The sequence below is a fragment of the Hymenobacter sp. DG25A genome, from assembly GCF_001280305.1.
GTDB lineage: Bacteria > Bacteroidota > Bacteroidia > Cytophagales > Hymenobacteraceae > Hymenobacter.
The window spans coordinates 3,219,950-3,245,400 of sequence record NZ_CP012623.1; the positions used below are offsets into that span (position 1 = coordinate 3,219,950).

The 25,451-nt window shown below is 58.0% G+C and carries 22 protein-coding genes and 3 tRNA genes; 10 read left to right on the plus strand and 15 right to left on the minus strand.

What is annotated here, in order from left to right:
• Positions 1-48 precede the first annotated feature (48 nt).
• Positions 49-1,233, minus strand: coding sequence for a transcription antitermination factor NusB (gene nusB, locus AM218_RS13785; RefSeq protein WP_054414425.1), 1,185 nt, complete (start codon positions 1,231-1,233; stop codon positions 49-51).
• 121 nt (positions 1,234-1,354) lie between these two features.
• Positions 1,355-2,446, minus strand: coding sequence for a Glu/Leu/Phe/Val dehydrogenase dimerization domain-containing protein (locus AM218_RS13790; RefSeq protein ID WP_054414426.1), 1,092 nt, complete (start codon positions 2,444-2,446; stop codon positions 1,355-1,357).
• 204 nt (positions 2,447-2,650) lie between these two features.
• On the opposite strand from AM218_RS13790, the gene AM218_RS13795 reads away from it, so the two are divergent.
• The gene (locus tag AM218_RS13795; RefSeq protein WP_054415625.1) at positions 2,651-4,435 is read left to right on the plus strand and encodes an ABC transporter ATP-binding protein; all 1,785 of its coding nucleotides are present in this window, start codon (positions 2,651-2,653) and stop codon (positions 4,433-4,435) included.
• A gap of 118 nt (positions 4,436-4,553) precedes the next feature.
• Here the strand turns inward: AM218_RS13795 and AM218_RS13800 are convergent, their stop codons facing one another.
• Together AM218_RS13800 and AM218_RS16855 are read right to left on the minus strand one after the other, a co-directional pair.
• Complete coding sequence (locus AM218_RS13800) at positions 4,554-5,693, minus strand: NAD(P)/FAD-dependent oxidoreductase (protein WP_054414427.1); 1,140 nt, start codon at positions 5,691-5,693, stop codon at positions 4,554-4,556.
• Between the two features lie 102 nt (positions 5,694-5,795).
• The gene (locus AM218_RS16855) at positions 5,796-6,311 is read right to left on the minus strand and encodes a T9SS type A sorting domain-containing protein (RefSeq protein WP_054414428.1); all 516 of its coding nucleotides are present in this window, start codon (positions 6,309-6,311) and stop codon (positions 5,796-5,798) included.
• A gap of 347 nt (positions 6,312-6,658) precedes the next feature.
• Here AM218_RS16855 and AM218_RS13810 point away from each other — a divergent pair.
• The 3 genes from AM218_RS13810 to AM218_RS16420 all read left to right on the plus strand — a co-directional run bounded on the left by AM218_RS13810 (position 6,659) and on the right by AM218_RS16420 (position 7,819).
• Positions 6,659-6,732: transfer RNA gene (locus AM218_RS13810), tRNA-Pro, on the plus strand.
• Positions 6,733-6,835: 103 nt separating this feature from the next.
• Positions 6,836-6,909, plus strand: a tRNA-Pro gene (locus AM218_RS13815).
• 226 nt (positions 6,910-7,135) lie between these two features.
• Positions 7,136-7,819, plus strand: a complete 684-nt coding sequence (locus tag AM218_RS16420; RefSeq protein ID WP_071843796.1) for an outer membrane beta-barrel protein — start codon at positions 7,136-7,138, stop codon at positions 7,817-7,819.
• 81 nt (positions 7,820-7,900) lie between these two features.
• On the opposite strand, the gene AM218_RS13820 is transcribed toward AM218_RS16420, so the two are convergent.
• From AM218_RS13820 to AM218_RS13840, 5 genes are all read right to left on the minus strand, one after another.
• The gene (locus tag AM218_RS13820; protein WP_054414429.1) at positions 7,901-8,425 is read right to left on the minus strand and encodes a porin family protein; all 525 of its coding nucleotides are present in this window, start codon (positions 8,423-8,425) and stop codon (positions 7,901-7,903) included.
• Positions 8,426-8,498: 73 nt separating this feature from the next.
• Positions 8,499-10,205 (minus strand): ABC transporter ATP-binding protein, encoded by a 1,707-nt coding sequence (locus tag AM218_RS13825; RefSeq protein ID WP_054415627.1) that lies wholly within the window; start codon positions 10,203-10,205, stop codon positions 8,499-8,501.
• Positions 10,206-10,360: 155 nt separating this feature from the next.
• Positions 10,361-11,152: a tRNA pseudouridine(38-40) synthase TruA gene (gene truA, locus AM218_RS13830; protein WP_054414430.1), complete on the minus strand. Its 792-nt coding sequence runs from the start codon at positions 11,150-11,152 to the stop codon at positions 10,361-10,363.
• Positions 11,153-11,215: 63 nt separating this feature from the next.
• On the minus strand, positions 11,216-11,761 hold the full coding sequence (locus AM218_RS13835; protein ID WP_054414431.1) for a GNAT family N-acetyltransferase: 546 nt from the start codon (positions 11,759-11,761) through the stop codon (positions 11,216-11,218).
• Between the two features lie 88 nt (positions 11,762-11,849).
• Entirely contained in the window at positions 11,850-13,052 is a 1,203-nt protein-coding gene (locus AM218_RS13840) for a thiolase family protein (protein ID WP_054414432.1), read from the minus strand.
• A 91-nt stretch (positions 13,053-13,143) separates the two neighbouring features.
• Between AM218_RS13840 and AM218_RS13845 the strand changes: the two genes are divergently transcribed.
• Complete coding sequence (locus AM218_RS13845; protein ID WP_054414433.1) at positions 13,144-13,620, plus strand: DUF4293 family protein; 477 nt, start codon at positions 13,144-13,146, stop codon at positions 13,618-13,620.
• An 84-nt stretch (positions 13,621-13,704) separates the two neighbouring features.
• Here AM218_RS13845 and AM218_RS13850 read toward each other — a convergent pair whose 3' ends face one another.
• The 5 genes from AM218_RS13850 to AM218_RS17080 all read right to left on the minus strand — a co-directional run bounded on the left by AM218_RS13850 (position 13,705) and on the right by AM218_RS17080 (position 18,932).
• Positions 13,705-14,853, minus strand: a complete 1,149-nt coding sequence (locus tag AM218_RS13850) for a proline and serine-rich protein 1 family protein (RefSeq protein ID WP_054414434.1) — start codon at positions 14,851-14,853, stop codon at positions 13,705-13,707.
• Between the two features lie 186 nt (positions 14,854-15,039).
• Positions 15,040-16,980, minus strand: a complete 1,941-nt coding sequence (locus tag AM218_RS13855) for a CHU_0125 family OmpA-like outer membrane integrity protein (protein ID WP_054414435.1) — start codon at positions 16,978-16,980, stop codon at positions 15,040-15,042.
• A gap of 72 nt (positions 16,981-17,052) precedes the next feature.
• On the minus strand, positions 17,053-17,580 hold the full coding sequence (locus AM218_RS13860; protein ID WP_054414436.1) for a hypothetical protein: 528 nt from the start codon (positions 17,578-17,580) through the stop codon (positions 17,053-17,055).
• A 162-nt stretch (positions 17,581-17,742) separates the two neighbouring features.
• Positions 17,743-18,597: a (Fe-S)-binding protein gene (locus tag AM218_RS13865; RefSeq protein ID WP_054414437.1), complete on the minus strand. Its 855-nt coding sequence runs from the start codon at positions 18,595-18,597 to the stop codon at positions 17,743-17,745.
• A gap of 122 nt (positions 18,598-18,719) precedes the next feature.
• Positions 18,720-18,932, minus strand: a complete 213-nt coding sequence (locus AM218_RS17080) for a hypothetical protein (protein ID WP_231717495.1) — start codon at positions 18,930-18,932, stop codon at positions 18,720-18,722.
• A gap of 1,347 nt (positions 18,933-20,279) precedes the next feature.
• Here AM218_RS17080 and AM218_RS13875 point away from each other — a divergent pair.
• Positions 20,280-20,352: transfer RNA gene (locus AM218_RS13875), tRNA-Phe, on the plus strand.
• 178 nt (positions 20,353-20,530) lie between these two features.
• Positions 20,531-22,084, plus strand: coding sequence for an FAD-dependent oxidoreductase (locus tag AM218_RS13880; protein WP_054414438.1), 1,554 nt, complete (start codon positions 20,531-20,533; stop codon positions 22,082-22,084).
• Between the two features lie 110 nt (positions 22,085-22,194).
• On the opposite strand, the gene AM218_RS13885 is transcribed toward AM218_RS13880, so the two are convergent.
• Complete coding sequence (locus AM218_RS13885; RefSeq protein WP_054414439.1) at positions 22,195-23,340, minus strand: J domain-containing protein; 1,146 nt, start codon at positions 23,338-23,340, stop codon at positions 22,195-22,197.
• Positions 23,341-23,501: 161 nt separating this feature from the next.
• Between AM218_RS13885 and AM218_RS13890 the strand changes: the two genes are divergently transcribed.
• The 3 genes from AM218_RS13890 to AM218_RS13900 are packed head-to-tail and all read left to right on the plus strand — an operon-like array spanning position 23,502 to position 25,395.
• On the plus strand, positions 23,502-23,879 hold the full coding sequence (locus AM218_RS13890; protein ID WP_054414440.1) for a phage holin family protein: 378 nt from the start codon (positions 23,502-23,504) through the stop codon (positions 23,877-23,879).
• Positions 23,880-23,888: 9 nt separating this feature from the next.
• On the plus strand, positions 23,889-24,644 hold the full coding sequence (locus tag AM218_RS13895) for a hypothetical protein (RefSeq protein ID WP_054414441.1): 756 nt from the start codon (positions 23,889-23,891) through the stop codon (positions 24,642-24,644).
• On the plus strand, positions 24,622-25,395 hold the full coding sequence (locus AM218_RS13900) for a geranylgeranylglyceryl/heptaprenylglyceryl phosphate synthase (protein ID WP_054414442.1): 774 nt from the start codon (positions 24,622-24,624) through the stop codon (positions 25,393-25,395). Before AM218_RS13895 ends, AM218_RS13900 begins: the two co-directional genes overlap by 23 nt.
• Positions 25,396-25,451: the final 56 nt, after the last annotated feature.

Consider the following 25,451-nt stretch of genomic DNA (forward strand, 5'->3'; position numbering starts at 1 on the left):
AATGGTAGGTAGGCTCAACGGTTCCGGCGCACCGGAGGTTGCCGTCGGCTACTGGTTATCCAGCAACCCGCGGCCTGACTTACGGATAGCGCCGCTGGCCGTCAGGTCCTGCGCCAATTTATCCAGAATACCGTTCACAAACTGCTTGCTCTTGGGAGTACTGTAATTCTTGCTGATTTCAATGTACTCGTTGATGGTCACTTTCACCGGAATAGCCCGGAAAGAGTGCATCTCGCACAAGGCCATTTTCAGGATAATCTTGTCGGTGAGGGCTACGCGCTCCACGTCCCAGTTCTGCACGGAGTCGGCAATGAGCTTTTCGTACTGCTCATCGGCCTCCATGGTCTGCTTGTAGAGAGCCTCGGCAAACTCCTTGTCCTCCTGCCAGTTAGCCGACAGGGACATGAGCTCCAGGTTTTCGTCGGCCTGCTCGTCCAGCATTTTCAGCGTCTTCATCACCAGGTTTTTCACCACGGAGCGGTTTTCCTCCCAATTCAGGTCGTCTTCTTCCAGCCAGGCCGGCAGGGCCTCGCCTTTGAACACGTATTCCTTGTAGAGGTGCTTCACCATTTCCTGATCCTCGGCGTAGGAGCCGGCCGGGGCGGCCAGGTAGCTCTGCAGCTCGGCATCGTTGCGGATTTCGTTGCGCCAGGCCCGGCGCAGGGCCTCCATCTCATCCTCGCCGCCCCAGTGCAGGGTGCGCCGAATGGTGAGGTCCAGCAGCTGCTTGTTCTCGGCCAGCTTCTGCAGCACCTGGTTTTCTTCCAGGCGCGTGGTATCCAGGCGCTGCTCCTTGGGCGCGGTGTAGCGCCGCGACTCGCGGTTTTTCTCCTCCTCAAATACCTGCAGCAAGGCCGTAGGCAGGTTCAGCAGGTGAATGTACTGGTCATGAATGCTCTCGGCCGCGTGCACCATCTGCCCGCCAAAGAAAGTACCATCCTTGGCCTTGGCCTTCTTATAGTACTTGATGGCATCCTGCACGGCGTCGTTTACCTCCTTGTCGTCCAGGGGCTCCGGCTCTTCGCCGGTTTTCAGCCAGTCCTTGAAGATAACTTCCGCCATCTTCTGCTGGCCTTTCAGCACCTTGCGGTCCTGGGGCTCGGGCGAGTTCAGGTCCGGCGCAAAGGCATCCGCAATGCGGTCAAGGGCCAGGGAGGCATCGGACCCAATGGCCTGCTGATAGGCATAGAGGGCCTGCATGACTTTAATGCGGAGCGTGCGACGATTGAGCATTCTTGTTGGTGAAGATGTGAGTTGGTGAGAGGAAGAAACAGGGAGTTTGATGATCTGATAACGCAGTCCTGCGCCACTGGAACATCAAACTCACCATTTCTCTATTTCACCATCTCACCAATTAGTAAGTGGATTTAACCTTACCGATGGCGGCGATGCGCTCCTCAGCCTGCCGAATGGCAGCGGCCTGTGGATGCGTCCCCTCCTGCTCGGCTTTTTCAAGCACCTGCGTGGTGAAATCGTAAATTTTCTCGGTCTGGGTGAGGGCCGACTGGCGGCTGCCGCCAATCACCTCGGAGTACACATTGATCAGGCCACCGGCGTTGATCAGGAAATCGGGGGCGTAGATGATGCCGCGCTCTACCAGCGCCGGGCCGTGCACATTTTCGTCCTGCAGCTGGTTGTTGGCGCAGCCGGCAATAACTCTGCACTTCAAACGGTCCAGGGTATCATCGTTGATGGTGGCACCCAGCGCGCACGGCGAGTAGATGTCCACGTTCTGGTCGTAGATTTCCTCCAGACCCACGGCTACCGCCTTAAACTTGGCAGCGGCTTCAATGGCGCGGTCTTCGTAGTAATCGGTCAGAATGATTTTGGCGCCTTCCTTGGAAAGATGCTCCAGCAGGTAGGTACCCACGTGGCCCACGCCCTGCACGGCAATGCGCTTACCGGCCAGAGAGTCGGAGCCGAATGCCTTTTTCGCGGCGGCCTTCATGCCCATGTAGGTGCCGTAAGCCGTTACCGGCGAGGGGTCGCCGGAGCCGCCCATGCTCTCGGGCAGGCCGGCCACGTGCTTGGTTTCCATCCGGATGTACTCCATGTCCTTGGTGGTCATGTTCACATCTTCGGCGGTGATGTACTTGCCGTTGAGGTTCTGCACGAAGCGGCCGAATTTGCGCAGCAGGGCTTCGTTTTTCAGCGTTTTGGCATCCCCAATAATCACGGCTTTGCCACCGCCCAGGTTCAGGCCGGAAATGGCCGCCTTGTAGGTCATGCCGCGCGAGAGGCGCAATACATCCTTCAGGGCTTCCGCATCAGAAGCGTAGTGCCACATGCGGGTGCCGCCCAGGGCCGGGCCCAGTACGGTATTGTGAATGCCGATGATGGCGCGCAGACCGGTGTCCTTGTCGTGGCAGAACACGACTTGTTCGTGCTCGTGCTCGGCAATCTGACCAAAGATGGACGCGGGAGCCAGGGTTTGAATTTCAACCATGCGGGTGGAATGTTTGAAAAAGGGTGGGTGGGAAAATTTGGGTGGGAAACCGTAAGGGCCGGCTTGTTGTATCTTTGTCAACACGACAATACCGCCCCCGCAATTCGGGTGCAAAAGTAACCCGTTTTTCTGACTCCGGCACCCTATCAGCTATGTACAAGCTTATGGCGTCGGAGGTTGCCCACCCGTCCTAACCTGCTTTACGTGCGCGCCCTCGCTTCCACCAATAAATACCTCTTCCGCTATAAATGGCACTTCCTGGGGGGGGTACTGTTTGTGGCCCTGAGCACGCTGCTGGCCATTTTCCCGGCCCAGATTGTGCGCTATTCCTTTGACCTGGTAGGCGAAGGAATTGACCTCTATCACCTCTACGCCGGCACTGAGGCGCAGAGTGGCGTGTATGCCTTATTTGGCCGCAACGTGCTGCTCTACGGGGTGCTAATTGTGACGATGGCGCTGCTGCGGGGCATCTTTCTGTTTTTCATGCGCCAGACGCTTATCGTGATGAGCCGGCTCATCGAAAACGACCAGAAAAACGAAATCTACCAGCACTACCAGTCCCTGCCCCTATCCTTCTACCGCCGCCACAGCACCGGAGATTTAATGTCGCGCATCAGCGAGGACGTGGGTCGGGTGCGCATGTACATCGGGCCGGCCATCATGTATTTTCTGCAGCTGGTTATCTTGTTTCTGCTGATTGTGCCGCTGATGCTGATGGTGAACGTGAAGCTGACGCTGTACACCCTGCTGCCGCTGCCGGTGCTGAGCATCAGCATTTTCTACGTGAACAACCTGATTGAGCGGAAGTCCGACGAGATTCAACGCTCCCTGGCCGGCATGACCACATTTGTGCAGGAAGCGTTTTCAGGTATCCGGGTGCTGAAATCGTTCGTGCGGGAAGAAGATTCGCACCGGCAGTTTGCGCTGGCTTCCGATGAGTACAAGCAGAAGTCGCTGAGCCTGAATTTTGTGAACTCCCTGTTTTTTCCGCTGATTTTGTTCCTGGTGGGCCTCAGCACCATTATTACCGTGTGGGTGGGCGGCCAGGAAGTGATTCGGGGCACCATCACTACGGGCAGCATTGCGGAGTTCCTGATTTACGTGAACCTGCTCACCTGGCCCGTGACGGCCCTGGGCTGGACGTCTTCCCTGGTGCAGCGCGCCGAAGCCTCCCAGGCCCGGATCAACGAGTTCCTGCACCAGAAAACGGATATCGTCTCGCGGCAGAATGTGGAGAAGGAAATTCAGGGTGACATTGTGTTCGACCACGTCTCCTTCACTTACCCCGATACCGGTATTCAGGCCCTGCGCGACGTGTCCTTCCGCATCCGACCGGGCCAGACGCTGGCCGTCATCGGCAACACCGGCTCGGGCAAAAGCACCGTGGCCGCCCTGCTCTGCCGCCTCTACGACGTTTCCGGCGGCAGCATTCAGGTAGATGGCGTGGACGTGCGCGACTACGCCCTGACTTCGCTGCGGGAGCAAATCGGCTACGTGCCGCAGGATGTGTTCCTGTTTTCCGATACCATCCGCAACAACATCAACTTCGGCCTGGACCAACCCACGGAGGAACGCATGCTGCAGGCCGCCAAGGATGCCAACGTATACGACAACATCATCCGCTTTCCGGAAGGCTTCGACACCAAAGTGGGTGAGCGGGGAATTACGCTTTCCGGCGGCCAGAAGCAACGCGTCAGCATTGCCCGCGCCCTGGTAAAAGAGCCTGGCATCCTGATTCTCGACGACTCCCTATCCGCCGTGGACACCAACACGGAAAACGCTATTCTGGCCAGCCTGCAGCGCATTATGGCCAACCGCACCAGCCTCATCATCTCCCACCGGGTGTCCTCGGTAAAGCTGGCCGATGAGATTCTGGTACTGGATGACGGCCAGATTGTGCAGCACGGTACGCACGAGGCACTGATGCGCGACGAGCAGGGCCTGTACCGGGCGCTGTACGAGCGGCAGCTGCAAAGCGAAGAAGTGTAAGAATGTAGCGCGAAGCTCCGGCTTCGCGGACGAGCAACGCGAGTTCTGACGTATACAGCCGCGTTGGAACTCGCTGCGCTCGTCCGCGAAGCCGGAGCCTCGCGCTACTTTTTGGCTACTACCTGTTCATCATTTCGGCGGCCCGGCGCCCGCTCCCGGCGCCCATGGCTACGCCCATACCGTTGCAGCGCAAAGCCCCGAAGATTCCGGGAGCCAGTGGCTGTATAATGGGCTCCAGATCAGCGCCAAACGCCATAACACCGCTCCAGCGGTAATCGATACGGGGGCGCTGCCCGGGTAGAATAACTTCATTGAGCAGCTGCTCCAGCCGGTTCTGCACCAGATCGGTAAGGCCGGGCTCGGTGGTAGCTTCGGCGGCAAAGTCGAGGTTGCGGCCGCCGCCCAGCAGCAGCCGGTTGCCTATCTGCCGGAAGTAATAGTAGCCTTTATCATAATGAAAGGTGCCGCGTACGGCAAGGCCAGGAATAGGCTCCGTAACCAGCACCTGCCCGCGGCCGGGCTGCACATCCAGCTCCGGGAAAAACTGCGCCGTGAAGGCATTGGTGGCCAGCAGCACCTGCCCGGCCAGCATAGGACCCAGCCCCGTTTCCAGCCGTACATCAGCGGCGCGGCTTTCCAGCGCAGTAACCGGGCAGCCGTGCAGCACCGTTACGCCTTCCTGCCAGGCCAGCTGCAGCAGGCGGTGCATCATGCGGCCGCTGTCCAGACAGCCTTCTGCCGTATTCTCCAACATCATATCTACGCCGGCAAAGCCCAATTCCGGGATTTGGGCCGTAGCATCCCGAAAGATATCGGCAGTACCAATAATGGGGGCCAGCAACTGGTTGTAGTACCCCAGTTTTTCCCGGCAGGTGTGCGCCAGGGCTGCGTCTTCGGGTCGAAAAAGCTCATACCCCCCAACGCCTTCGTAGCACAGCGCCTCATCCCCGAGCAGCTCCCGCAGCAGGGCCAAACCCTGCCAGCGGGCCTGCACCACTTGCAGTAAGGCGGCGGTGCCGCTTTTCTTTTCCTGCTCGATGAGCTCCGAAATGCTGCCGAAGCAGGCAAAGCCGGCGTTTTTGGTACTGGCTCCGTTGGGCAGCAGGTCGCGCTCCAGTACGCACACGCGGGCCGTGGGCCGCAGCCGCCGGGTGAAAATGGCGGCTGTGAGTCCCACAATACCGCCTCCTACAATTACTACATCATATGCATCCAGAAACGTCTGGTGCTCCCAATAGGAGAAAAGCCGCTGCGCCATAAAGCGAAGGTACGCAACTACCTTATCTGCCAGGCAAGGGCATAAAAGAGCCCCGCTAACTACATCAGCGGGGCTCTTTTAAATACGAGTTTTGCCGTGAAACTATTGACCGAGCACTACGCGGCGCATTCCGCGCCGCTCCCCGGAGGTGCACTGCACAATATAGCTACCGGCGGGCAGGCGGCTGACATCCAGCACCGCGGCCGCGTCGCCGGCTACAATATCCCGGGTCAGCACCGGACGACCCGCATCATCGTTCACCTCCACGCGGGTAGGACCGGTGGCATTGGTCCGCACTACCAGGCGCTTGGTAATGGGGTTACTTTCGATGCGCACCTTCAGCGCGTCGGTAGAGGCGGCGGCAGGCGCAGCGTTATCGGTATCTGAAATGAGAGCCGGGGCGGCCGGGGCTGCTGCAGCAACGGGAGCTGGCTTAGCCGGGGTTGCCTTAGCTGCGGCCGGCTTGGCCACCGAGGCCGCAGGCTTTACTGCAGGTTTTGCCGGAGCCTTAGCGGCCGGTTTGGCAGCAGGCTTAGCGGCGGGCTTCGTCTGAGCTGAAGCAGCTTGGACTCCTACCAAAAGAATGGCCAGCGCCATCAGCGAAGTAAATGTTTTCATAAACAGCACCCGAAAAAGAGAAAGCTCCTTTTGTAAAATTAAAGAAATTCTGTTGCTACAAGGCAGAAATCGCACCAAAATGTTGCACAAAACAGATATAGCCTGCTTTTATTTTACGGCTCTGAAGCTTACTCAAGGCAGGCTGAAAGCGAAAGACAAGTGCGGCTGCCATTGTCTTTTATCGGATTTTCTTCTAAAAACACGAAGCCGATAACCTGCTTTTCATCAATATATTACCCAGAGAAAATGGCTTTGCCGGGCTCCTGTACTAAGCGCAATCAAGATTTTATAGCCGATAAAGTTGCGTTGCATCCTGTCGTTGCCTTACATTTGCAACTCGATTCCATCGGGGTGTAGCGTAGCCTGGTATCGCGCCAGCATGGGGTGCTGGAGGTCGTAGGTTCGAATCCTGCCACTCCGACTGAATAGAGCTGCGGCTCGGAAAGCCTCTGAACTTCGGTTCGGAGGCTTTTTTCCGGCCTAAAAATTACTAGTACCCTGGGTGCTACCGGCAGCACCCACCACGGGGTGTAGCGCAGCCCGGTAGCGCGCGTCGTTCGGGACGACGAGGCCGTAGGTTCGAATCCTGCCACCCCGACATATTTTCCCGCCTCTACAAAAAAGCCCGCTGAACTTCGGTTCAGCGGGCTTTTGCTTTAGGTACCTTTTAACAATCTGCTCTAGCAGATTTTTTACTTTTCAGTGCCTTGGACAACAACACATTGCCAAATTATTAATAGAGTCTAAAATATATTCTATAAAAGGATGTTAGTAAAGCCATTACCTTACTTTTCATTTCTTTCTCTTATCTATCTTCCTCCACAATGAAAAAAGCTATTTGTAGTGTCGCTTTCCTAAGTTTAGTTGCCTGTTCAGCCCAGGCCCAAATTGCTCCGGGTACCAAGCTATTATCAGGCTCAATCAATTTTTATAGCGCGAAGACTGAAACAACAGGTTCCTCTTCTACAAACTCCTCGAATGAAAGTAAGAATATAGATTTGGGACTCTCACCTTCAATTGGATATTTTATATCTGAGAACCTGGCTATTGGACTATCAGGCAGTCTAAATGGCAGCTGGCAGAATTCCTCCGCCTATATCAATGATTACTCCGGAGGTAGACATGTAGATTCAAAAAGCAAATCTCGCTACCTCAGTATAGGGCCGATGGTTCGCTATTATAAGTTTTTGGGTGATAAAGTGGCCTTTTATGGGCAGTTAGGTGCAGGTTACAATAACACTTATTCTGTTTCTAAGACTGATTATCCTGGCTATAGTGACCAGACAAACCGTAAAGATGGTTACTACGCGAGTTTGTCACCTGGCTTTGTACTTTTTCCAACTGAGAACATAGGTTTAGAGCTTTCAGTAGGAGGTATGGGATATTACCATCTTGCAGATACTAAAAAAGATAATGAAAATCGGTTCCGGACAGTGGACACTTCTTTCAATTTCAGATTCGGTCTCAGTAGTTTACACTTAGGCGCTTCCTACTATCTAGGGCGCTAACAGAGCGTAATACAATGCAAAAAGGCGGCTCCGGGATTTCGAAGCCGCCTTTTTGCTAGCTTATAACTTATATAATACTGTTTACTGTACTACCGCCATCACCTCTACCGGCCCTTTAGCCGGGAAGCTTTCCACATACACCTTCTGCAGCTTGAGCTTTTGCAGCTCGGCATAGCGCTTGATGCCGGCATACAATTTATCCGGAGCCACCATGTAGCTGGCATTGATGCGGGCGCGCACCACGCGCTGCCCGCCGCTGAATGTGCTGTAGCGGTAGCCGCTGGGTAGCGTTTGCGTGGTGGTATCGGGCACAATCAGGCCAATGAACGCCTTTACGGTGTCGCCGGCGGCTTCCGGGTCGTTGTAGTAGATGTTTGCCAGCTCGCCGCGCAGCTGCCCGCTTTCCTGCAGCTGGTGGGCCTGCCGGAACAGGGGCCCAAACTCTTTGCTATCGACGCGGCCGTTGAAATATTTGCCGGCCAGGTAAATGGGGCCCTGCGTGGTTACCAACTCCACTTCCGGGGAGCGGAAGCCACCCAGATAGGCATAAATACCGGCCGCCAAAGCAGCTATCAAAATCGACAGCAGAAAAAACCAACGCGTCATTCGTTCTTAATTAGGGGTATCAGGGGTCTGTTAGCAGGGCAGAGCGGATAATTCAGAAGGCACTCTTACACGGTTAGGCCAGCGCGTCTTTGTACTGCATCTGATAGAGCTGCTGGTAAAAGCCGCCGTGGCGCAACAGCTCCTCGTGGGTGCCGCTTTCTTTGATTTCGCCCCGGTCCAGCACAATAATGCGGTCCGCTTTCTGGATGGTGCTGAGGCGGTGGGCAATAACCAGCGAGGTGCGGCCCTGCATCAGCTTTTCAATGGCCTGCTGAATCAACTCCTCGGTTTCCGAATCGACAGAAGACGTGGCTTCATCCAGAATGATGATGCGCGGCTGGTACACCATGGCGCGCACAAAGCTGATGAGCTGGCGCTGGCCCACGGAAAGCGTAGCGCCGCGCTCCATTACCTCGTACTGCAGGGCGCCGGGCAGGCGCTCAATAAAGCGCCGGGCACCCACCAAATCGGCCGCTTCCCAGATCTGGGCTTCGGTAATATCCTGGTTGCCCAGGGTGATATTGTCCTTAATAGTACCGGCAAAGAGGAACACATCCTGCAGCACCACGCCAATGTGCCGGCGCAGGTGTTTCAGGTCGAACTCGCGCAGATCGTGGCCATCGATGCGGATGGTGCCTTTGTTGATTTCGTAGAAGCGGCTGAGCAGGTTGATGATGCTGGTTTTGCCCGCACCGGTAGCGCCCACAAAGGCCACCGTCTGGCCGGCCTGAGCGGTGAAGCTGATGTCGCGCAGCACCCATTCCTCGTCGTTATAGGCAAACCAGACGTGGTCGAACTCTACGTCGCCGCGCAGGTTGGCGGGGGCGAAGGTGCCGGTATCGGCAATGAGCTCTTTGCTGTCGAGCAGCTTCAGCAGGCGCTCCGTGCTCACCAGACCCAGCTGCAGAGTATTAAACCGGTCCGCAATCTGACGAATCGGCCTAAAAAACAACGCATTATACATGATAAAGGCGATGAGCGCGCCTTTGGAAATGGTGCCTTCAATCTGACCCTGCGCGGCATACCATACCAGCAGCCCCACTCCTACGGCCGCCAATACTTCGGCCACTGGGAAGTAGATGCTATAATAGAGCACGGAGCGAATGTTGGCGCGGGTATGCTCCTGGTTGATCTTCTCAAACTTGCGGAATTCGCGCTCCTCGTTGTTGAAAATCTGCACCACGTTCATTCCCGTGAGGTGCTCCTGCACGAAGGAGTTCAGGGCCGCTACGGCCGTGCGCACCTCCTGGAAGGACTTCTTCACCTTCTCCTTGAACACATAAGTGCTGAAAAGCAGCGGCGGAATCACGGACAGGCTTACCAGCGTCAGGCGCCAGTCGATGTAAAACATGAAGCCCATGATGAACACCAGCTGCAGAATGTCGCCAATCATGGCGGCCAGACCCTCGCTGAAAACATCCGACAGAGTCTCCACATCGGAGATGTTGCGCGTGACGAGCTGCCCGATAGGGGTGCGGTCGAAGAACTTCAGGCGCAGATTCAGGATATGCTGGTAGAGGTCTACCCGGATGTCGCGCACGATGTACTGGCCCAGCCAGCCGCCGAAGTAGGTTTGCAGGTAGCTGACCAGGGTATGAGCCACCAGCAGGATAATGAGCAGACCGAACATCTTGTTCACGCCCACCATGTCGCCCTGCTCAATGCTCACGTCCACCATCTGCTGAATCAGGAAGGGACGCAAAGTGCCCAGCGCAGCCGTGGCCACGGTCAGGAATATCAGAAAGTAGAATACCCGCTGGTAAGGGCGCACGTAGGTCATCAGCCGGCGCAGCACCTGCCAGTCGAAGATATTGCCGGTTTTGGTGGCGGTAGTTGCCTGCTCCAAGTGGATATGTGTTTTAGAATAGAAGGGGTTACGAAGGTCAATAACCCCTTATCCTGCCCCTAAGTTGCAGTGCTGTTAACCCCGTGGGGCTAACGGCTCACAAAGTACGGCATTCCGGCGGGTAGCTGTTCTACCGGCACCAGTTCGGGCGGATATTCCACCCGGGCCAGAAACAGGCCGTTGGCCGGGGCCGCGCCGCTGGCCGCCACCCGGCTCTGGTCGTCCAGAATCTGCTTGAACTCTTCGGGCGTGATCTTACCGCGGCCCACGGTGAGCAGCGTGCCCACCACCAGCCGCACCATGCCCCGCACAAAACGGTTGGCCCGGATGCGGAAAATAAGCCCGCCGGGCACTTCGCGCCAGCCGGCCTCGTAGCAAACGCACACGTAGTGCTTCTCACCGCCTTTCACTTTGGAAAAGCTGGTGAAGTCGCGGGAGCCCAGCAGGTAACCGGCCGCCTGGTTCATGGCTGCCAGATCCGGGGCGCGGTCGAGGTAGAGGGCGTGGGCGGGCGTGAAGGGGTCGGGCACGAGGCGTACGTGGTACTCGTAGGTGCGGGCTTCGGCATCGAAGCGGGCGTTGGCTTTATCCGGCACCGGATGCACCGCATACACCCGAATATCGCGCGGCAGCGCCCGGTTAAGCCGGTACAGCAGTGTTTCGGGGTCAAGCGTGTCGGGTATTTCGGCGTCAAAATGCGCTACCTGATGGCTGGCGTGCACGCCGGAATCGGTGCGGCCGCTGCCCAGGGAGTACACCGGCTGGCGCAGCACCTGCGACAGGCAGCGGTCCAGCTCGCGCTGCACCGTCAGCGTGTTGGGTTGTACCTGCCAGCCGTGGTACAGGCTGCCATCGTAGCCGAGATGAAGGAAGTAGCGCAAGGGCAGGGAGAAATCAGAAAGAGAAAAGGAAAAGCCAGGAGCACAGGCTTCCGGCCGGCCGGCTTATTCTTCCTTGATGAGAGCGTAAAGGCGGGAGTCCAGCATCTGGCCATCTTTCACAATGCTTTTGCGCAGCCGGCCTTCCAGGGCGTAACCGGCCTTTTCCAGCACACGGGCTGAAGCATAGTTGGGCTCGAAGACCACCGCAAATAAACGGCACACATCAAAGTTGCCTAGCACGTAGTCGGAGAGTGTACGTACGGCAGCAGTAGCCAGGCCCCGGCCCCAGTAGTCCCGGGCCAGCCAGTAGCCAATTTCCGCAGAGCGGCGACGGATATCCGATTTGAAGTGCACTCCAATATTCCCGACGGCCTCCCCTCCTACTTCAATGGCCAGGTGTATGTCCCGCTGACTATCAGCTACCAGAGCCAGGAAATACTCGGCATCCTCGGTGGTATAGGGGTGCGGAAATGTGTCGCGCAGGTTCTGCCAGATAGCCCGGTCGTTGGCGTAATGGGCCAGTGCGGGCGCGTCACTCTGCCGCCAGGGCCGCAGCCGCGCCCCCGGTATGGGCAACGCAAGGGTCGGCGTCAGCAGGGAATCGGCCATGCGCGAAGAGTTATTTATTATTCCGAGGCAGGCGGAATCTGAGTTGAGACACTGAGCCCCGCAGCTTCCGCCTGCCTCGGAATGACCGTTACAGCTTTTCGTAAATAACCGCAGCGCCCTGCCCTACGCCTACACACATAGTAGCCAGGCCGTAGCGCACGTTTTCGCGGCGCTGCATTTCATGGATGAGGGTGGCCGTGATGCGGGCGCCGGAGCAGCCCAGCGGGTGCCCAATGGCAATAGAGCCGCCGTTCACGTTCACTTTCTCCGGATCCAGGTTCAGGTCGCGCATGCAGGCAATGCTCTGAGCGGCAAAGGCTTCGTTCAGCTCAATCAGATCCAACTCATTGAGCGTGAGGCCGGCGCGGTGCAGCACTTTCTGGGTGGCGGGCACGGGGCCCAGACCCATGTACGCCGGATCGACGCCCGCCACGGCGGAGGCCACCACCCGGGCCAGCGGCTTCAGGTTGTATAGCTTGAGGGCCGCTTCATTTACCATCATCACGGCGGCAGCACCATCGTTGATACCGGCGGAGTTGCCGGCCGTTACGGTACCATCCAGGGGCAGGAAAGCCGGGCGGATGCTGGCCAGCTTCTCCATGGTAGAGAGGCGCGGGGGCTCATCGTGGTCGAACAGGGCCGCGTCGCCTTTGGGGCTGGATACGAATACGGGCACAATTTCGCGGCGGAAACGGCCTTTCTCGAATGCCCGGTGGTATTTGCGCTGGGAGTTGAAGGCAAACTCATCCTGCTCCAGCCGCGTGATGCCGTATTTCCGGGCCACGTTCTCCGCCGTTTCGCCCATGGTGAAGGGGTGATGCAGCTTGGAGAGCTTGGGGTTGACGAAGCGCCAGCCCAGCGTGGTATCGTGGGCAGTAAAGTCACGGCCAAAGGCAGTTTCCGACTTCGCCATGGCAAACGGCGCGCGCGTCATGCTTTCGGCCCCGCCGGCCAGGTATATGTCGCCTTCGCCGGCTTTAATGGCACGTGCGGCATCCATAATGCTTTGCAGGCCGGAGGCGCACAGGCGGTTTACAGTGTTGCCGGGCACGGTAGTCGGCAGGCCGGCCAGCAGCGCCGCCATGCGGGCCACGTTACGGTTGTCTTCGCCGGCCTGGTTGGCGGCGCCCATAATCACGTCTTCAATGGCCGATTTATCCACCGAAGGATTGCGGCGCATCAGCTCGCGCAACACGTGTGCGGCCAGGTCGTCGGGACGTACGCTGCTGAGCGCACCGCCAAATTTGCCAATAGGGGTGCGGACGGCGTCCACGATATATGCAGTTTGCATTGGTATTGAAATGCGGTTATTCCGGTCGTTGTTGGCTACTTTTGCCGGCCCGCGGCATACGCGGGCCAGTCTGAACTAGCAAAACACAAAGATGATACAAAGAATCCAAAGCGTGTTCCTATTGCTGCTGGCGTTGGCCATGCTAAGCGTTGTTTTCCTGCCTATCTGGAGCAAAGTGGATCCGCTCAGCGGCCAGGAGCTCCAGCTCACCGCCACCAAGCTCACCTATGCTCACGCCGACCCCGGCATGTCAGTACCCACGGCTACCTGGCCCATTGCCGCCCTGGCGCTGGCTTCGGCTGCCGTGGCGGTTTTCGAAATCTTCCAGTTCCGCAACCGCTTCCGCCAGCTCCAGCTGGGCCTGCTGAATCTGGTCCTGATTATGGGCACCATTGGCGCCAGCTGGTACTACTCCGGCGTAGGCGAGCGGATGCTGAATGTAAAGCTGGCCGGCGCTTTCGAAGCGGGCTTTTACCTGCCCACGCTGGCACTGCTACTCAACCTGCTGGCCAACCGCTTTATCCGCCGCGACGAGCAGCTGGTGCGCAGCATGGACCGCCTGCGGTAAACGCTGCTCCCCAAACACCAAAACAGCAAAAAGGCTTCCCTTTCGGGAAGCCTTTTTGCTGTTTCATAGCGCAGAAGAGGCAGGTTAGCGGCGGGGTTGCTGATTAACGTAGTCGCGCAGGGCCTCTACATTAGAATTGAAGTTGAACAGGGCGTACACCTGCGGAAAATTCTGCGGGTCGATAACGTGGCTGTAGGCGTATTTCGCCAGCTCCAGCCGCTGATCCTCAAAGCTGAAGGCCCGCAGCATGCGCTTCAGGTCGTCGGTGCGGATGGAGGTGCGCGCCAGCCCATCCTGCAGAATAGCCAGTTTGTCTTTATCGAAGGACTTCGTGGTGGCGGCCCGCAATAACCCATCCACTTCGGCCGGCGTCATCACGGAGCGGCTGCGGTCCTCGTAACCGGGGCGGTAGTCGTCGTTCTGGCGGGCCTGGGCGCTGTATTGCTGCAACTCTTTTATGTTAGAGTCGAAGTTAAACAGCTCATATACCTGATAGAAGTTCTTCGGATCGGCCACGTGGCTGCTGGCATATTTGGCTAGCTCCAGGCGCTGGCTCTCAAAATCGAAGCGGCGCAGCAGGCGCTTTAAGTCCTCGGACCGGATATCCGCTTGGCTAAGCGCATCCTTGGCAATGGAGAGCTTGCCGCTATCAAACGGCTTGGCATCCACCGCCTGAATCAGGTCATCCACATCGGCGGAGCTCATCAGGGAATTAGAGCGGCGGTTGTAGCCCGAGCGGTCCTCGTAGCGGCCGTTGCGGTCATCGTCCTGGTCCAGGTGCGAGTCGTAATCGGGGCGGCGGTCCTCGTCGCGCCGGTCGTCCCGGTCATCGTAGCGGCCGTCACGGTCTTCATACCGACCATGGTGGCCATCGTCGCGGCGCGGGCCGCGGTTGTAGCGGATAGGCACTGCCGAAACCTTGCGCAGTACCGGCGCAAAGCCGCGGCGGGCAATCAGGATATAATTCGATTCGTAGCCGGCATCCAGAAACACACGGGTCCGGTATTTCACGAAGCCCCGGCCGGCCGGAATCCGAAACTCGGCCCAGTGAAAGCCGGGCTGCACCCGGTCAATATACACCTCGCGCGAAATAGTCCGGGTTAGCGGGCGCCCATCAAACACCAGCTCAAACGGAACGCCATGTTCCGAAACGAAATTTACGTTGGCCGGAGCGGCCACCAGCTGCGCGGCCCATAGCAGAAAGCTGCAGCAAAGGAGTAGTGCCTTGTTCATGGCAGTAGTAACTAAGCGGGCAGCGGCTCATCCGTACCCAAGCTCGCTTATGCCAAGTATTGTGCCAATCTGGAACTATATAGTATTTCTGTATGTTCCGGCCGGCTTACTCTAAAAGCTCATGCCCAAAAAAGCCCTTAATCATAGTGATTAAGGGCTTTTTATAAATATCCATTTGATCAAATATTATTGATCAATCCGGGTGACTTTGAACTCCGTGCGGCGGTTGCGCTGGTGCTCTTCCTCCTTGCGGGCATTTTTGATAACCGGACGGGTTTCGCCGTAACCGCGGGCGGTAATGCGGCTCTTGTCAATCCCCTTGGAAATGATGTAGTCTACCGCCGACTGCGCCCGTTTCTGGGAGAGGTTCAGGTTGTAGGCGTCCTTACCCCGGGAGTCGGTATGCGAGCTGAGCTCGATGGTGATTTTGGGGTTGTCGTTCAGGGTTTCTACCAGCTTATCCAGCTCCAGGGCCGCATCGGGGCGAATATTCCACTTGTTGAAATCGTAGAAGATATTCTCCACCACAATGGCTTTGTTCACCACAATCTTGTCCAGGGTCAGCGTGACGGGCAGGCGGATATCGTTCTGCTCATTAGGCAGCTGGTCCTGCGGGGGCACTTTGCCAATGGTACTCAGGCCCTGGCGGGCCGTGAAATAGCCGGGGCGGTCGGCCACCAGCGCGTAGGTAGTGGCCGTGTCCAGCTTGAAAGTGAACTTACCATCGGGACCGGATTTCGTTTCCTGCAGGCGCTGGCCATTGCGGCCCAGCAGCACCACATCTTCTCCGGCCAGGGGCTTGGTCTGGCGGGTTTTGCTGTCCCGCTCCAGCACGGTACCATCGGCATACAGCGTCACCAGCTTCCGCGGCTTCTTGCGGAACAGGTAGAGGTCGTCGCTGCCTTTGCCGCCGCTGCGGTTAGAGGAGAACACGCCCATATCCTTGGCCGTGAAGAACGGCGCAAAGTCGTCGCCGGGGCTGTTGATGGGTGCGGCTAGGTTTTTCACCACGCCTTTGTCCACCATAAAGATATCCAGCTTGCCCAGGCCCGGATACCCATCGGAAGAGAAATACAGCGTACCATCGGGCGCTACGGCCGGGAAGTTCTCGTTGCCGGGCGTATTGATTTTATCCCCTAGGTTTTCGGGGCTGGCAAAGCGGTTGCCCTCTTCCAGGGTGGCTTTGTACAGGTCGTTGCCGCCCTGCCCGCCGGTGCGGCTGGAGGCGAAGTACAGCGTTTTGCCATCAGGGGAAAGCACCGGCGAAAAGTCATCGGCCGTGCGGCTGTTTACCCCGCGCAGCAGCTCCGGCTCGGTCCATTCCGCTCCGCGGTAGTAGGAAACAAACAGATCCACACTCTGGAAGCCTTTCTTGGCTTCCTTCTTAGTGCCGTCGTTCGAGCGGGCGAAAATCATCATTTTGCCATCGGGCGAGTACGTAGCGCTGGCCTCGTGCATGCCGGGGGCGTTGAACTTGGCCTCCAACTTACGCACGGTGCCGCCGGTCATATTCTGCTCATCGGCAAACTTAATGGCGTACAGATCATTAAACCCTTCGCCGTTGCCCAGGTACTTCTTCCCATCCCGACCCGAGGCAAATACCAGCTCCCTGGTTGTGGGCATAAGGGTAGCACTGAAATCCGCGGACGGCGAATTTAACGAGTCCAGGGCCTGCACTTCGTTGTTGGTCTTGAGGGCCAGCAACTCCGGTATCTGCTTCAGGTTCTTGGCTTCCAGCTCGGCGCGGGTGGCCAGGGCCTGGTTGCCGCCGGTTTCTGCATAAGCGGTGAAGTACTCAGCCGCTTCGTCGTACTTACCGTTAGCTTTCAGAGCCAACCCATAGTAGAAGCGGGCATCAGCGCTTTTCACGCCCCCATTCACGGCTGCTTTGTAAAACTCCTCACCCTGCTCTATGCGGTTAGATAAGCGGTAGGATTCCGCAATGCGGTAGTTGGAATAGGCCACGCGCTTGCCACGCTTGACATCGGCTTTATAGAGCGGAATGGCCGTTTCGTATTCGCCGCGGGTAAAACGCTTATCGGCTTTGGTAGCCTGCTCCGAAGCGCTACAGCCTCCCAGCAGGGCCGTGGTGCCGGTGGCTACCCATAGAATCAGAAATTTCCGCATAGAAAGTAGGATGATGGTCGGAGCCGCCTATAGGGCACGGCTTCCGGATAAGGGGTAACAAGTATACTAAGTTTAGGCTGCATTGTATCCCTCCGGGACGCCATTGGTGGCCGGGGCCGGAAAGTAGCGTTTCAGCCAGGTAGCGGTGGCCGGGGCCGGCCAGTGCTGCTGCAGTTCCGCGTGGGTGGTGATGGTAGCGTCGAAATACGGCGTATCGGGCTGCAAACGACCATCGGCTACGGCCGCGCGCAGCTCGCGGCGGTCCAGCTGGCACACCTGCCCGCCCAGAAGAAACGCCAGGTTCGACTTTTCCAGCAGGGTGATGCCCAGCCGGGCTTCTAACTCGTGCACAAAGCGCACGGAGGCATCAATGGAGCAGCCACTGGCATCGGCTACGTTTTCATCCAGCCCAACGACCAGAAACTGATGATAGAGAAACGCAGCCGAGGCCTGCAGGGCCCGGCCGTGGCTGGTCCAGTCGGTGGCGAACTGCCGCAGCAGGGGCTGCACGGCCGCTTCTTCCGCCGGCGTCAGGGGCCGGTTGGCCTGGTAAATCCAGATACGCGCCGTGGGTGGTAAATCCTCAAACTGAACAAACATGAGCAATAGAAATTTCGGGAGAAAACACGGCGCAGCCGATGCGTCAGGAGCAGCTTATCAACGCAGAAGCCCGCCGTTTTGATACAAAATAACTGGTCCCGGCGGGAAGTTCCGCCGGGACCAGTTAAACAATGCTTACAGGCTTTATGCTGGGGTTGATGCTTAGGCGTTTAGTCCCTCGGCGGAGGCAATCAGCTCGGCCAGGTCAAACACCTGCACATCCTGCTCGCGCTCCTTGTTTTTCACGCCGTCGGCCATCATCGTCATACAGAACGGGCAGCCTACGGCAATGATGCTGCCGCCGTGGTTGGAGCCGGCGGGCAGGCCCGGAGCGGTGCTTTCCACGCCGGTCAGGTTGCCCAGTACTTCGGCATTGCCGTCCAGCGTGGCCAGGGCCTCCTCGGTGCGCTCAATGTTGATGTCCTTTTTACCGGGCTCGGGCTCTTTCCACATCTGCGCGCCACCAGCGCCGCAGCAGAGGCCGTTGGTTTTGCAGCGCTTCATTTCCACCAGGTCGGCGTCCAGCACTTCCAGCACGGCGCGGGGCGCCTCGTAGATGTTGTTGGCGCGGCCCAGGTAGCAGGAGTCGTGGAAGGTAATGCGGCGGCCTTTAAACGACTCGCCCCCTTCAGCCTTCACGCGGCCGTCGTTAATGAGCTGCTGCAGGAAGGTACTGTGGTGAATCACCTCGTACTGACCGCCCAGGGCCGGGTATTCGTTTTTGATGGTATTGAAGCAGTGCGGGCAGGCCGTTACCACCGTCTTGATGCCGTAGCCATTGAGGGTGGTAATGTTCTGCATGGCCTGCATCTGAAACAGGAACTCGTTGCCGGCACGCTTGGCCGGGTCGCCGGTGCAGGTTTCTTCCATGCCCAGCACGGCGTACTTCACGCCCACATGCTCCAGAATACGCACGAAAGCCCGCGTTACACGCTTATACCGGTCATCGAAGGCCCCGGCGCAGCCCACCCAGAACAGCACTTCCGGGGTTTCGCCCCGGGCGGCCAGATCGGCCATGAGTGGAACAGAAACGGGGCGCTTGGCAGTTAGATCAGCCATTATACTTGGTTGACGAAAGTCAGATTAAGTTGAATTCAAAGGTCTTGCGGAGCAGAGCCTCCGCAGGACGTTCAGCATTTTTAAGCGACGGTAGTAGCCTTGTCGGCCACGTACAAATCATCAGCCCAGTTAAAGCGGTCTGACGGCGAGAAGGCCCAGGGAGCCCCGTTGTTCTCAATGTTGGAGAACATAACGTTGAGCGAGTTGGGGGCCGCCGACTCTTCCAGCACCAGAAAGCGGCGCATTTCCACAATGCTTTCCAGGGGGTTGATGTTCACGGGGCAGGCTTCCACACAGGCATTGCAGGTGGTGCAGGCCCAGAGTTCCTCGGGGTCACGTAGCCGCGCAGCAGGGTGTGGTTTTCTTTGTCGAGCTGCTCCTGCGGGTCGTGCTTGGCTTCTTTGCCGTAGAGGGCCGGGTCGAAAATCAGCGGGGCGTTGTACTTCTCCTCCATCCGGTCGCGCGTGTCCATGATGATTTTGCGCGGCGAGAGCAGCTTACCCGTCAGGTTGGCCGGGCATACGGAGGTGCAGCGGCCACACTCCGTGCAGGAGTAGGCATTGAGCAGGTTGGTCCAGGCCAGGTCGTTCACATCCTTGGCGCCAAACGGCGTGGGCGCTACCGCCGAGCCATCAGGGTTGGTGGCCGGAGCCGGCACCTGGTAGGTGGGGTCCATCATGGCCTTCACCTCGTGAGTGATGCTGTCCACGTTCGAGAACTGCCCCTGCGGCACCAGCCGGGAGAAGTACACGTTCGGGAAAGCCATGATGATGTGGAAGTGCTTGGACGAAGGCAGGTAGTTCAGGAACAGCAGAATACCCACAATGTGGGCCCACCAGCCCACGCGCTCTAGCACCACCAGGCTGCCCAAGCTGTCGGGCAGCAAGCCCGTGAGGAACTGGCTGATGGGGAAGGCACCGGCCAGATCTTTGCCTTCCAGCTGGTGGGCTTTCAGGTCGGCGGAGTTCATCAGGAACAGCGCCACCATCAGCACCACTTCAATGTAGAGAATCACGTTGGCATCCAGGCGGGGCCAGGCACGCATTTCCGGACCGGAAAAGCGGCGCACACCCTGCACGTTGCGGCGCCACCAGAAGGCTGCCACGGCCAGCACTACCAGCGCCCCCAGCACCTCATTGGTACCCGTGAGAGCGGAGTAGAGCGGCCCCATAAAGCCCAGCACCCGGTGCGTACCGAAAATGCCGTCAATCAGAATCTCAATGACTTCAATGTTAATAACGATGAAGCCGATGTAGACAATCAGGTGCAGAAAGGCCGGCGTGAGGCGTTTAAACATCTTCTGCTGCCCGAAGGCCACCAGCAGCGTTTTCCACAGCCGCTCGTTTACGTGGCCGCTCATATCCCGGTCGCGCCCGACGAGGATGTTGGCCCGTATCTTCCGTGCCTGCCAGGCAAACAGGCCAAAGCCCGCCACCGCTACCAGCAGGAAGAGAATGTTTTGGATAGAAAAATGCACAGGAAAAATGGGTAGGTTTGGGGTTTAAGCCGAAATATAGTCGTTATGCATAACAAACTATATCTTTTGGCCGCCGGAAAGATTTTTTTACGATACGCCTTGCAGGTTGGATTGGGTTTACTACTTTTGTGCTCCCCAATGGCTATACGGCCTACGAGGAGATGGTAATGTAGCTCAGTTGGTAGAGCACAGCACTGAAAATGCTGGTGTCGTTGGTTCGATTCCAATCATTACCACAGATTAAAAGCCCTGTCGGCACTTCGCCGGCAGGGCTTTTTCGTTTACTACCTTTCCGAAGCGCCACTGGCGGAGCTTGGTCATCCGCTTAACCTGCTGGCTCTTATCCAGGCTTTCTGGCAAATTAACCTTGGCCCAGGTGGGCCGTAAGCACAGGAGAACTATTCTACTCCCGCTATGCCCACCCGTGTTTCTGGCGCCCATACTTCAGGGGCCACTCAATCCGTCTGGTTTCCTACCGCCGACGCGCTACCCACCTTCTCGCCCCTTAAAAAACCGATTTCGGCGGATGTAGTCATCGTGGGAGCCGGTATTGCGGGGCTGACTACCGCCTACCTTCTATGCAAAGAAGGCAAGCAAGTGGTGGTGCTGGAAGACGGTGAAATAGCCAGCGGCGAAAGTGGCCGCACCACTGCCCACCTCTCTAATGCGCTGGATGATGGGTACACCACCCTGGAAAACCTCTTTGGCAAGGAAGGTGCCCAGCTAGCCGCCGAAAGCCACGGGGCCGCTATTGATGAGATAGAGCGAATCGTGCTAACCGAGAAGATTGATTGTGATTTCTCACGCCTGGAAGGCTACCTGTTCCTGCCCGCGAATGGCAAGCCCCAGGAGCTGGCCGATGAGCTACAGGCCGCCCACCGCGCCGGGCTGAAGAAAGTAGAGCAGTTAGCCGATGCTGGGGTGAAAGGCTTCAAAACCGGCGAATGCCTAAGGTTTCCTAACCAGGGCCAGTTTCACATTCTCAAATACCTCCACGGCCTGACGGATGCCATTACGGCGCTGGGCGGGCAGATTTTTACGAACTCGCACGTAGAAACCGTGGAAGGCGGCGCCCAGGCCCGGGTAGTTACCGCTAGTGGCGTGGAAGTAACGGCCCAGGCCATTGTTATTGCTACCAACACGCCGTTCAACGACCGGGTAGTGATGCACACCAAACAGGCGCCCTACCGCACCTACGTGCTCACGGCGCGCGTGCCCAAGGGCTCGGTTACCAAAGCCCTGTACTGGGATACCGCCGACCCTTACCACTACATCCGCCTGCAGGAAGCCCCCGAAACGGGCTACGACCTGCTGATTGTGGGTGGCGAAGATCATAAAACCGGGCAGGAAGAAAACCCCCAAGAGCGGCTGCGCTGCCTGGAAGATTGGGCGCGCGAGCATTTCCCTCAGATTACGGGCATCGACTACCAGTGGTCGGGGCAGGTGATGGAGCCGGTAGACTGCCTGGGCTTTGCGGGCCGCAATCCGCTGGATAACGACAACGTGTACCTCATAACCGGCGACTCCGGCCACGGCATGACGCACAGCACCCTGGGCGCCATGCTGATCCGGGACCTGGTTATGGGCCGCTCCAATCCCTGGGAAAAGCTCTACGAGCCGGGCCGCGTAACCCTCAAGCCGGAATCCATTAAGGAGTTTGTGCGCGAAAACGTGAATGTGGCCACCGAGTATACCGAGTTGCTAACCGGAGGCGACGTCTCCAAACCCGAGGATATTCCCGCTGGCTCGGGGGCTGTGCTGCGCCGTGGCATCACCAAAGTGGCCGTGTACAAAGCCACCAACGGCAAGGTACATGAGTGCTCGGCCATTTGCCCGCACCTGGGCTGCGTGGTCCACTGGAATGGCCTGGAAAACAGCTGGGACTGCCCCTGCCACGGCTCCCGCTTCGATGCCTACGGCAAGCTGCTGATGGGCCCCGCCAATACGGGACTTGCCCCGGCGGAATAAGCTGAGCAGACAACCAAAACAGACGAGCCCGGTACCTATACCGGGCTCGTCTGTTTATGCATTAGCTGGAATGAAAATCCTTTTTTCGCGGCAGACACCGTGCTTGTCGCTTATTGGCAGCCGCTTTTCAGGCGGGCTTCCTCGGCGTAGCTATAGCCCAGCAGCACAGCCCGGGCATAAAACTCGCAGGCCGCTACGGGCTTGCCTTGCTCCTGCGCCAGCCGGCCCAGCAGGAAATGAATCTGTCCGTTTTGCGGGTTGTTCAGCAACACCTGCTGGTAGTCTTCCCGGGCGGCATCATACTCGCCCAGTTTAAACCAGGCCAGCCCCCGATACGTCTGGTAGCGCACCGAGGGGCTCTGCCCCTGGGCCGCCCGCTGCCGCAGGCCCACAGATAAATCCCGGATGGCGGCCCGGAACTGCCGCTCCTCAAACATGCGCAGTTCACCCCTTCCCAACCAGGGGCCGGCCAGAGTAGAGTCCAGCCGGATGGCCTGGTTGTAGCTGCGCAAGGCCTTATCCATGCGACCCTGCTCGGTCTGGCACTGGCCCACGCGCCACCATAGTTCGGCGGCCTGCCGTACCGAGGCAGGCTCCCGCAAGGCCACCTGATAGTCCGTCAGCGCATTGGCATAATCGTGAAACACCAGCTGCTCTATCTCGCCACGCCGCCGCCGGGCGGCACTAAACTCCGGCTTGAAATGCACGGCCTCGGAGAAATAGGCATGCGCCACGCTCCACCGTCGCTGCCCGTACGCCTGCAGGCCATCATCGTAGTTGGAAAGGGCCGTGAGGTGGTCCATGGTAACCTTCACCGACAGCCCAAACAGGATAAACAAGCCGGCCAACACCAGCATCAACCAATAGTCGCGGCGGGTAAAGCGGGTGCGGCGTTTGGGAATGGGCCGGTAATGGCGCTCCGCCGAAGAAGCTGGGCGGCGTGTGCGCAGTGGCTGAGCCGCGGGCATAGGTACACCGTACACACGCTGGCCCTGGGCCCGAAACTGCTGCTGGCGGCGGGCGGCATCGGCCCGCAGCGCATCCTGGCGCAAACCGTGGTCGTAGGAAGCCCGGCGGGCGGGGTCGGATAAGATGCCGTAGGCAACGCTGACCTGTTTAAACTGCTCCTCAAAGCGGGTATCGCCCCGGTGGCGGTCGGGGTGGTAGCGGAGGGCCAGCCGCTTATACGCCTGCTTAATCTCCAGCGCCGAAGCCGTAGTTGTTACTCCCAGGATGTGGTAATGGTTCGGGCTCAAAATACAGCGGTAAGCAGGGCAAGAACGGGACTTTTACGGTAGGAATTTAGACGATGAACAGGCTTTTCCGTATGAAGTTCCATTAGCATTGCACCATTCTTTGTGTTTTTTCCGTACCCCAGATCTTAAACGCATTTATCTCCCTAAAATCCTTCTGCCGCATGGCTAACGACGACGACGCTACCAAAACGCCCCGCAATGACAGTTTGATCGGGAACCTGATGGGTTATCTCGATACGCGTATTGACTTGGTACGCCTCGAAACCCAGGAAAAAGTTAAAAATGCCTTTATTGGTACTGCCCATGGCCTGACCATGGCCATCATTGGACTGCTTTTTCTGGTTTTCCTGAGCATTTTTGCCGGCTTGGCGCTGAACGCCGCCTTTGATAGCTCCTATTGGGGCTTTGGAATTGTAGCTGCTATTTACCTGCTGCTGCTGATTGTATTTATCGTGGGAGTGGATAAAAAGCTGTTCCAAGGGCTGGCTGACAAGATGCTGAGCAATACCATTTATAAATCTGATAAACGCCAAGCCTAACCCTCTCCCATGGCCGATTTGCACAACCCTCTTTTTGAAGATGAAAAAGAGTTTCTGGAGCGCCAGAAGCTGGAATATGAGCGCGCTTTGCTGGGCGATGTAGAAGACATCAAAGAGCAAACCCAGCGCATTGGTAAGTACGCCCTGATTGGCGCCGGCGTAGCGGGCAGCATCTGGCTGCTGGCCCGTGCCTTCCGCTCGCGCCCTGCTGAGGAAGGCGAGTTCGAAGACGAGGAACACTTGGACTATCATCCCAGCAAATCCCTGCACAGCCGTCACCGCCAGCCGGCTTACAACCCCGCAGACACCGCCGAGGCGGATGATCTGGGCTTTGGTGCCGGCCCGCATCAGTACGACCGTGGCAGCCAGGCGCCCGGCCGCCACGAGCGCGCCGACTTGGCCCCCGACGTGTACCACACGGACTCCGAAGACCCGTTCCCTCCGCTCGACAGCCCCATCAGCCAGTATACCACCCGCTCTGCCCGGCCTACCACGCCGGCTTTACGGCCACAGCAGCCCGCTGCCAGCGCTTCTTCCATTATGGCCGATGCCTTCAACGTGTTCCTGAAGTCAGATACCGGCAAGATGCTGATTGCCCAGGTTTCGGCGGTGCTGATGGCTTATGTAGCCAAAAAAGTGGGAGAATATTTGCCTGTAGACAAAAATAACGACCTTGCAACAGCGCCCGCCGCTCAACCGGCCACGCAGGACATAGACTTTACGTATCACCACGACGACGCGAATGCGCCTCAACAGTCTCTATGAAGGCCTTAGCAAACGCCGCGCCCGCGGCCAGAAGTCGCTGGCCGTACTGCTCGACCCCGACCAGCTGGACGAGGCGGGCTGCCGGCATTTGCTGGAGCTAAGCGAGACCCATCCGGTCGATTACTTTTTTGTTGGGGGTAGCCTGGTACTGAATTCGTACCAGGCTACCCTTATTCAGTTGCTCAAAAGCCACTCTTCGGTGCCGGTGCTGCTGTTTCCCAGCCACAGCCTGCACCTGGACGGGCAGGCCGACGGCATTTTGCTGCTCTCGCTGATTTCCGGGCGCAACCCGGAATTTCTGATTGGGCAGCATGTTATTGCGGCCCCTCTACTGCGCCAGAGCAAGCTTCAGATTCTGCCCACCGGCTATATGCTGGTGGATACCGGCCGCCAGACCACGGCCAGCTACGTAAGCGGCACCACGCCCCTCCCCTATGATAAGCCCGGCATTGCGGCCTGTACGGCTATGGCCGGCGAGCAGCTGGGTCTGCGCCTCATGTACCTAGATGGTGGCAGTGGCGCTATGTATCCGGTATCCCCAGCCATGATTAAGGCCGTACGCCAGGCGGTAGAGGCACCCCTCATTGTAGGCGGCGGTATCAATACCACTGAAAAAGCGCAGGATGCCCTGGAGGCCGGGGCCGATGTGATTGTTATTGGCAATCAGATTGAAAAAGAGCCGGGCTTTCTGCCGGAGGTAGCGGCGGTAGTCCAGTCCTTTAACACCGTAGCCAGCACGGCCCTTAACTAAGTAGCCGCATTGGCGCTTAACGCGCATAAAAAAAGGCCCTGGTATTATGCCAGGGC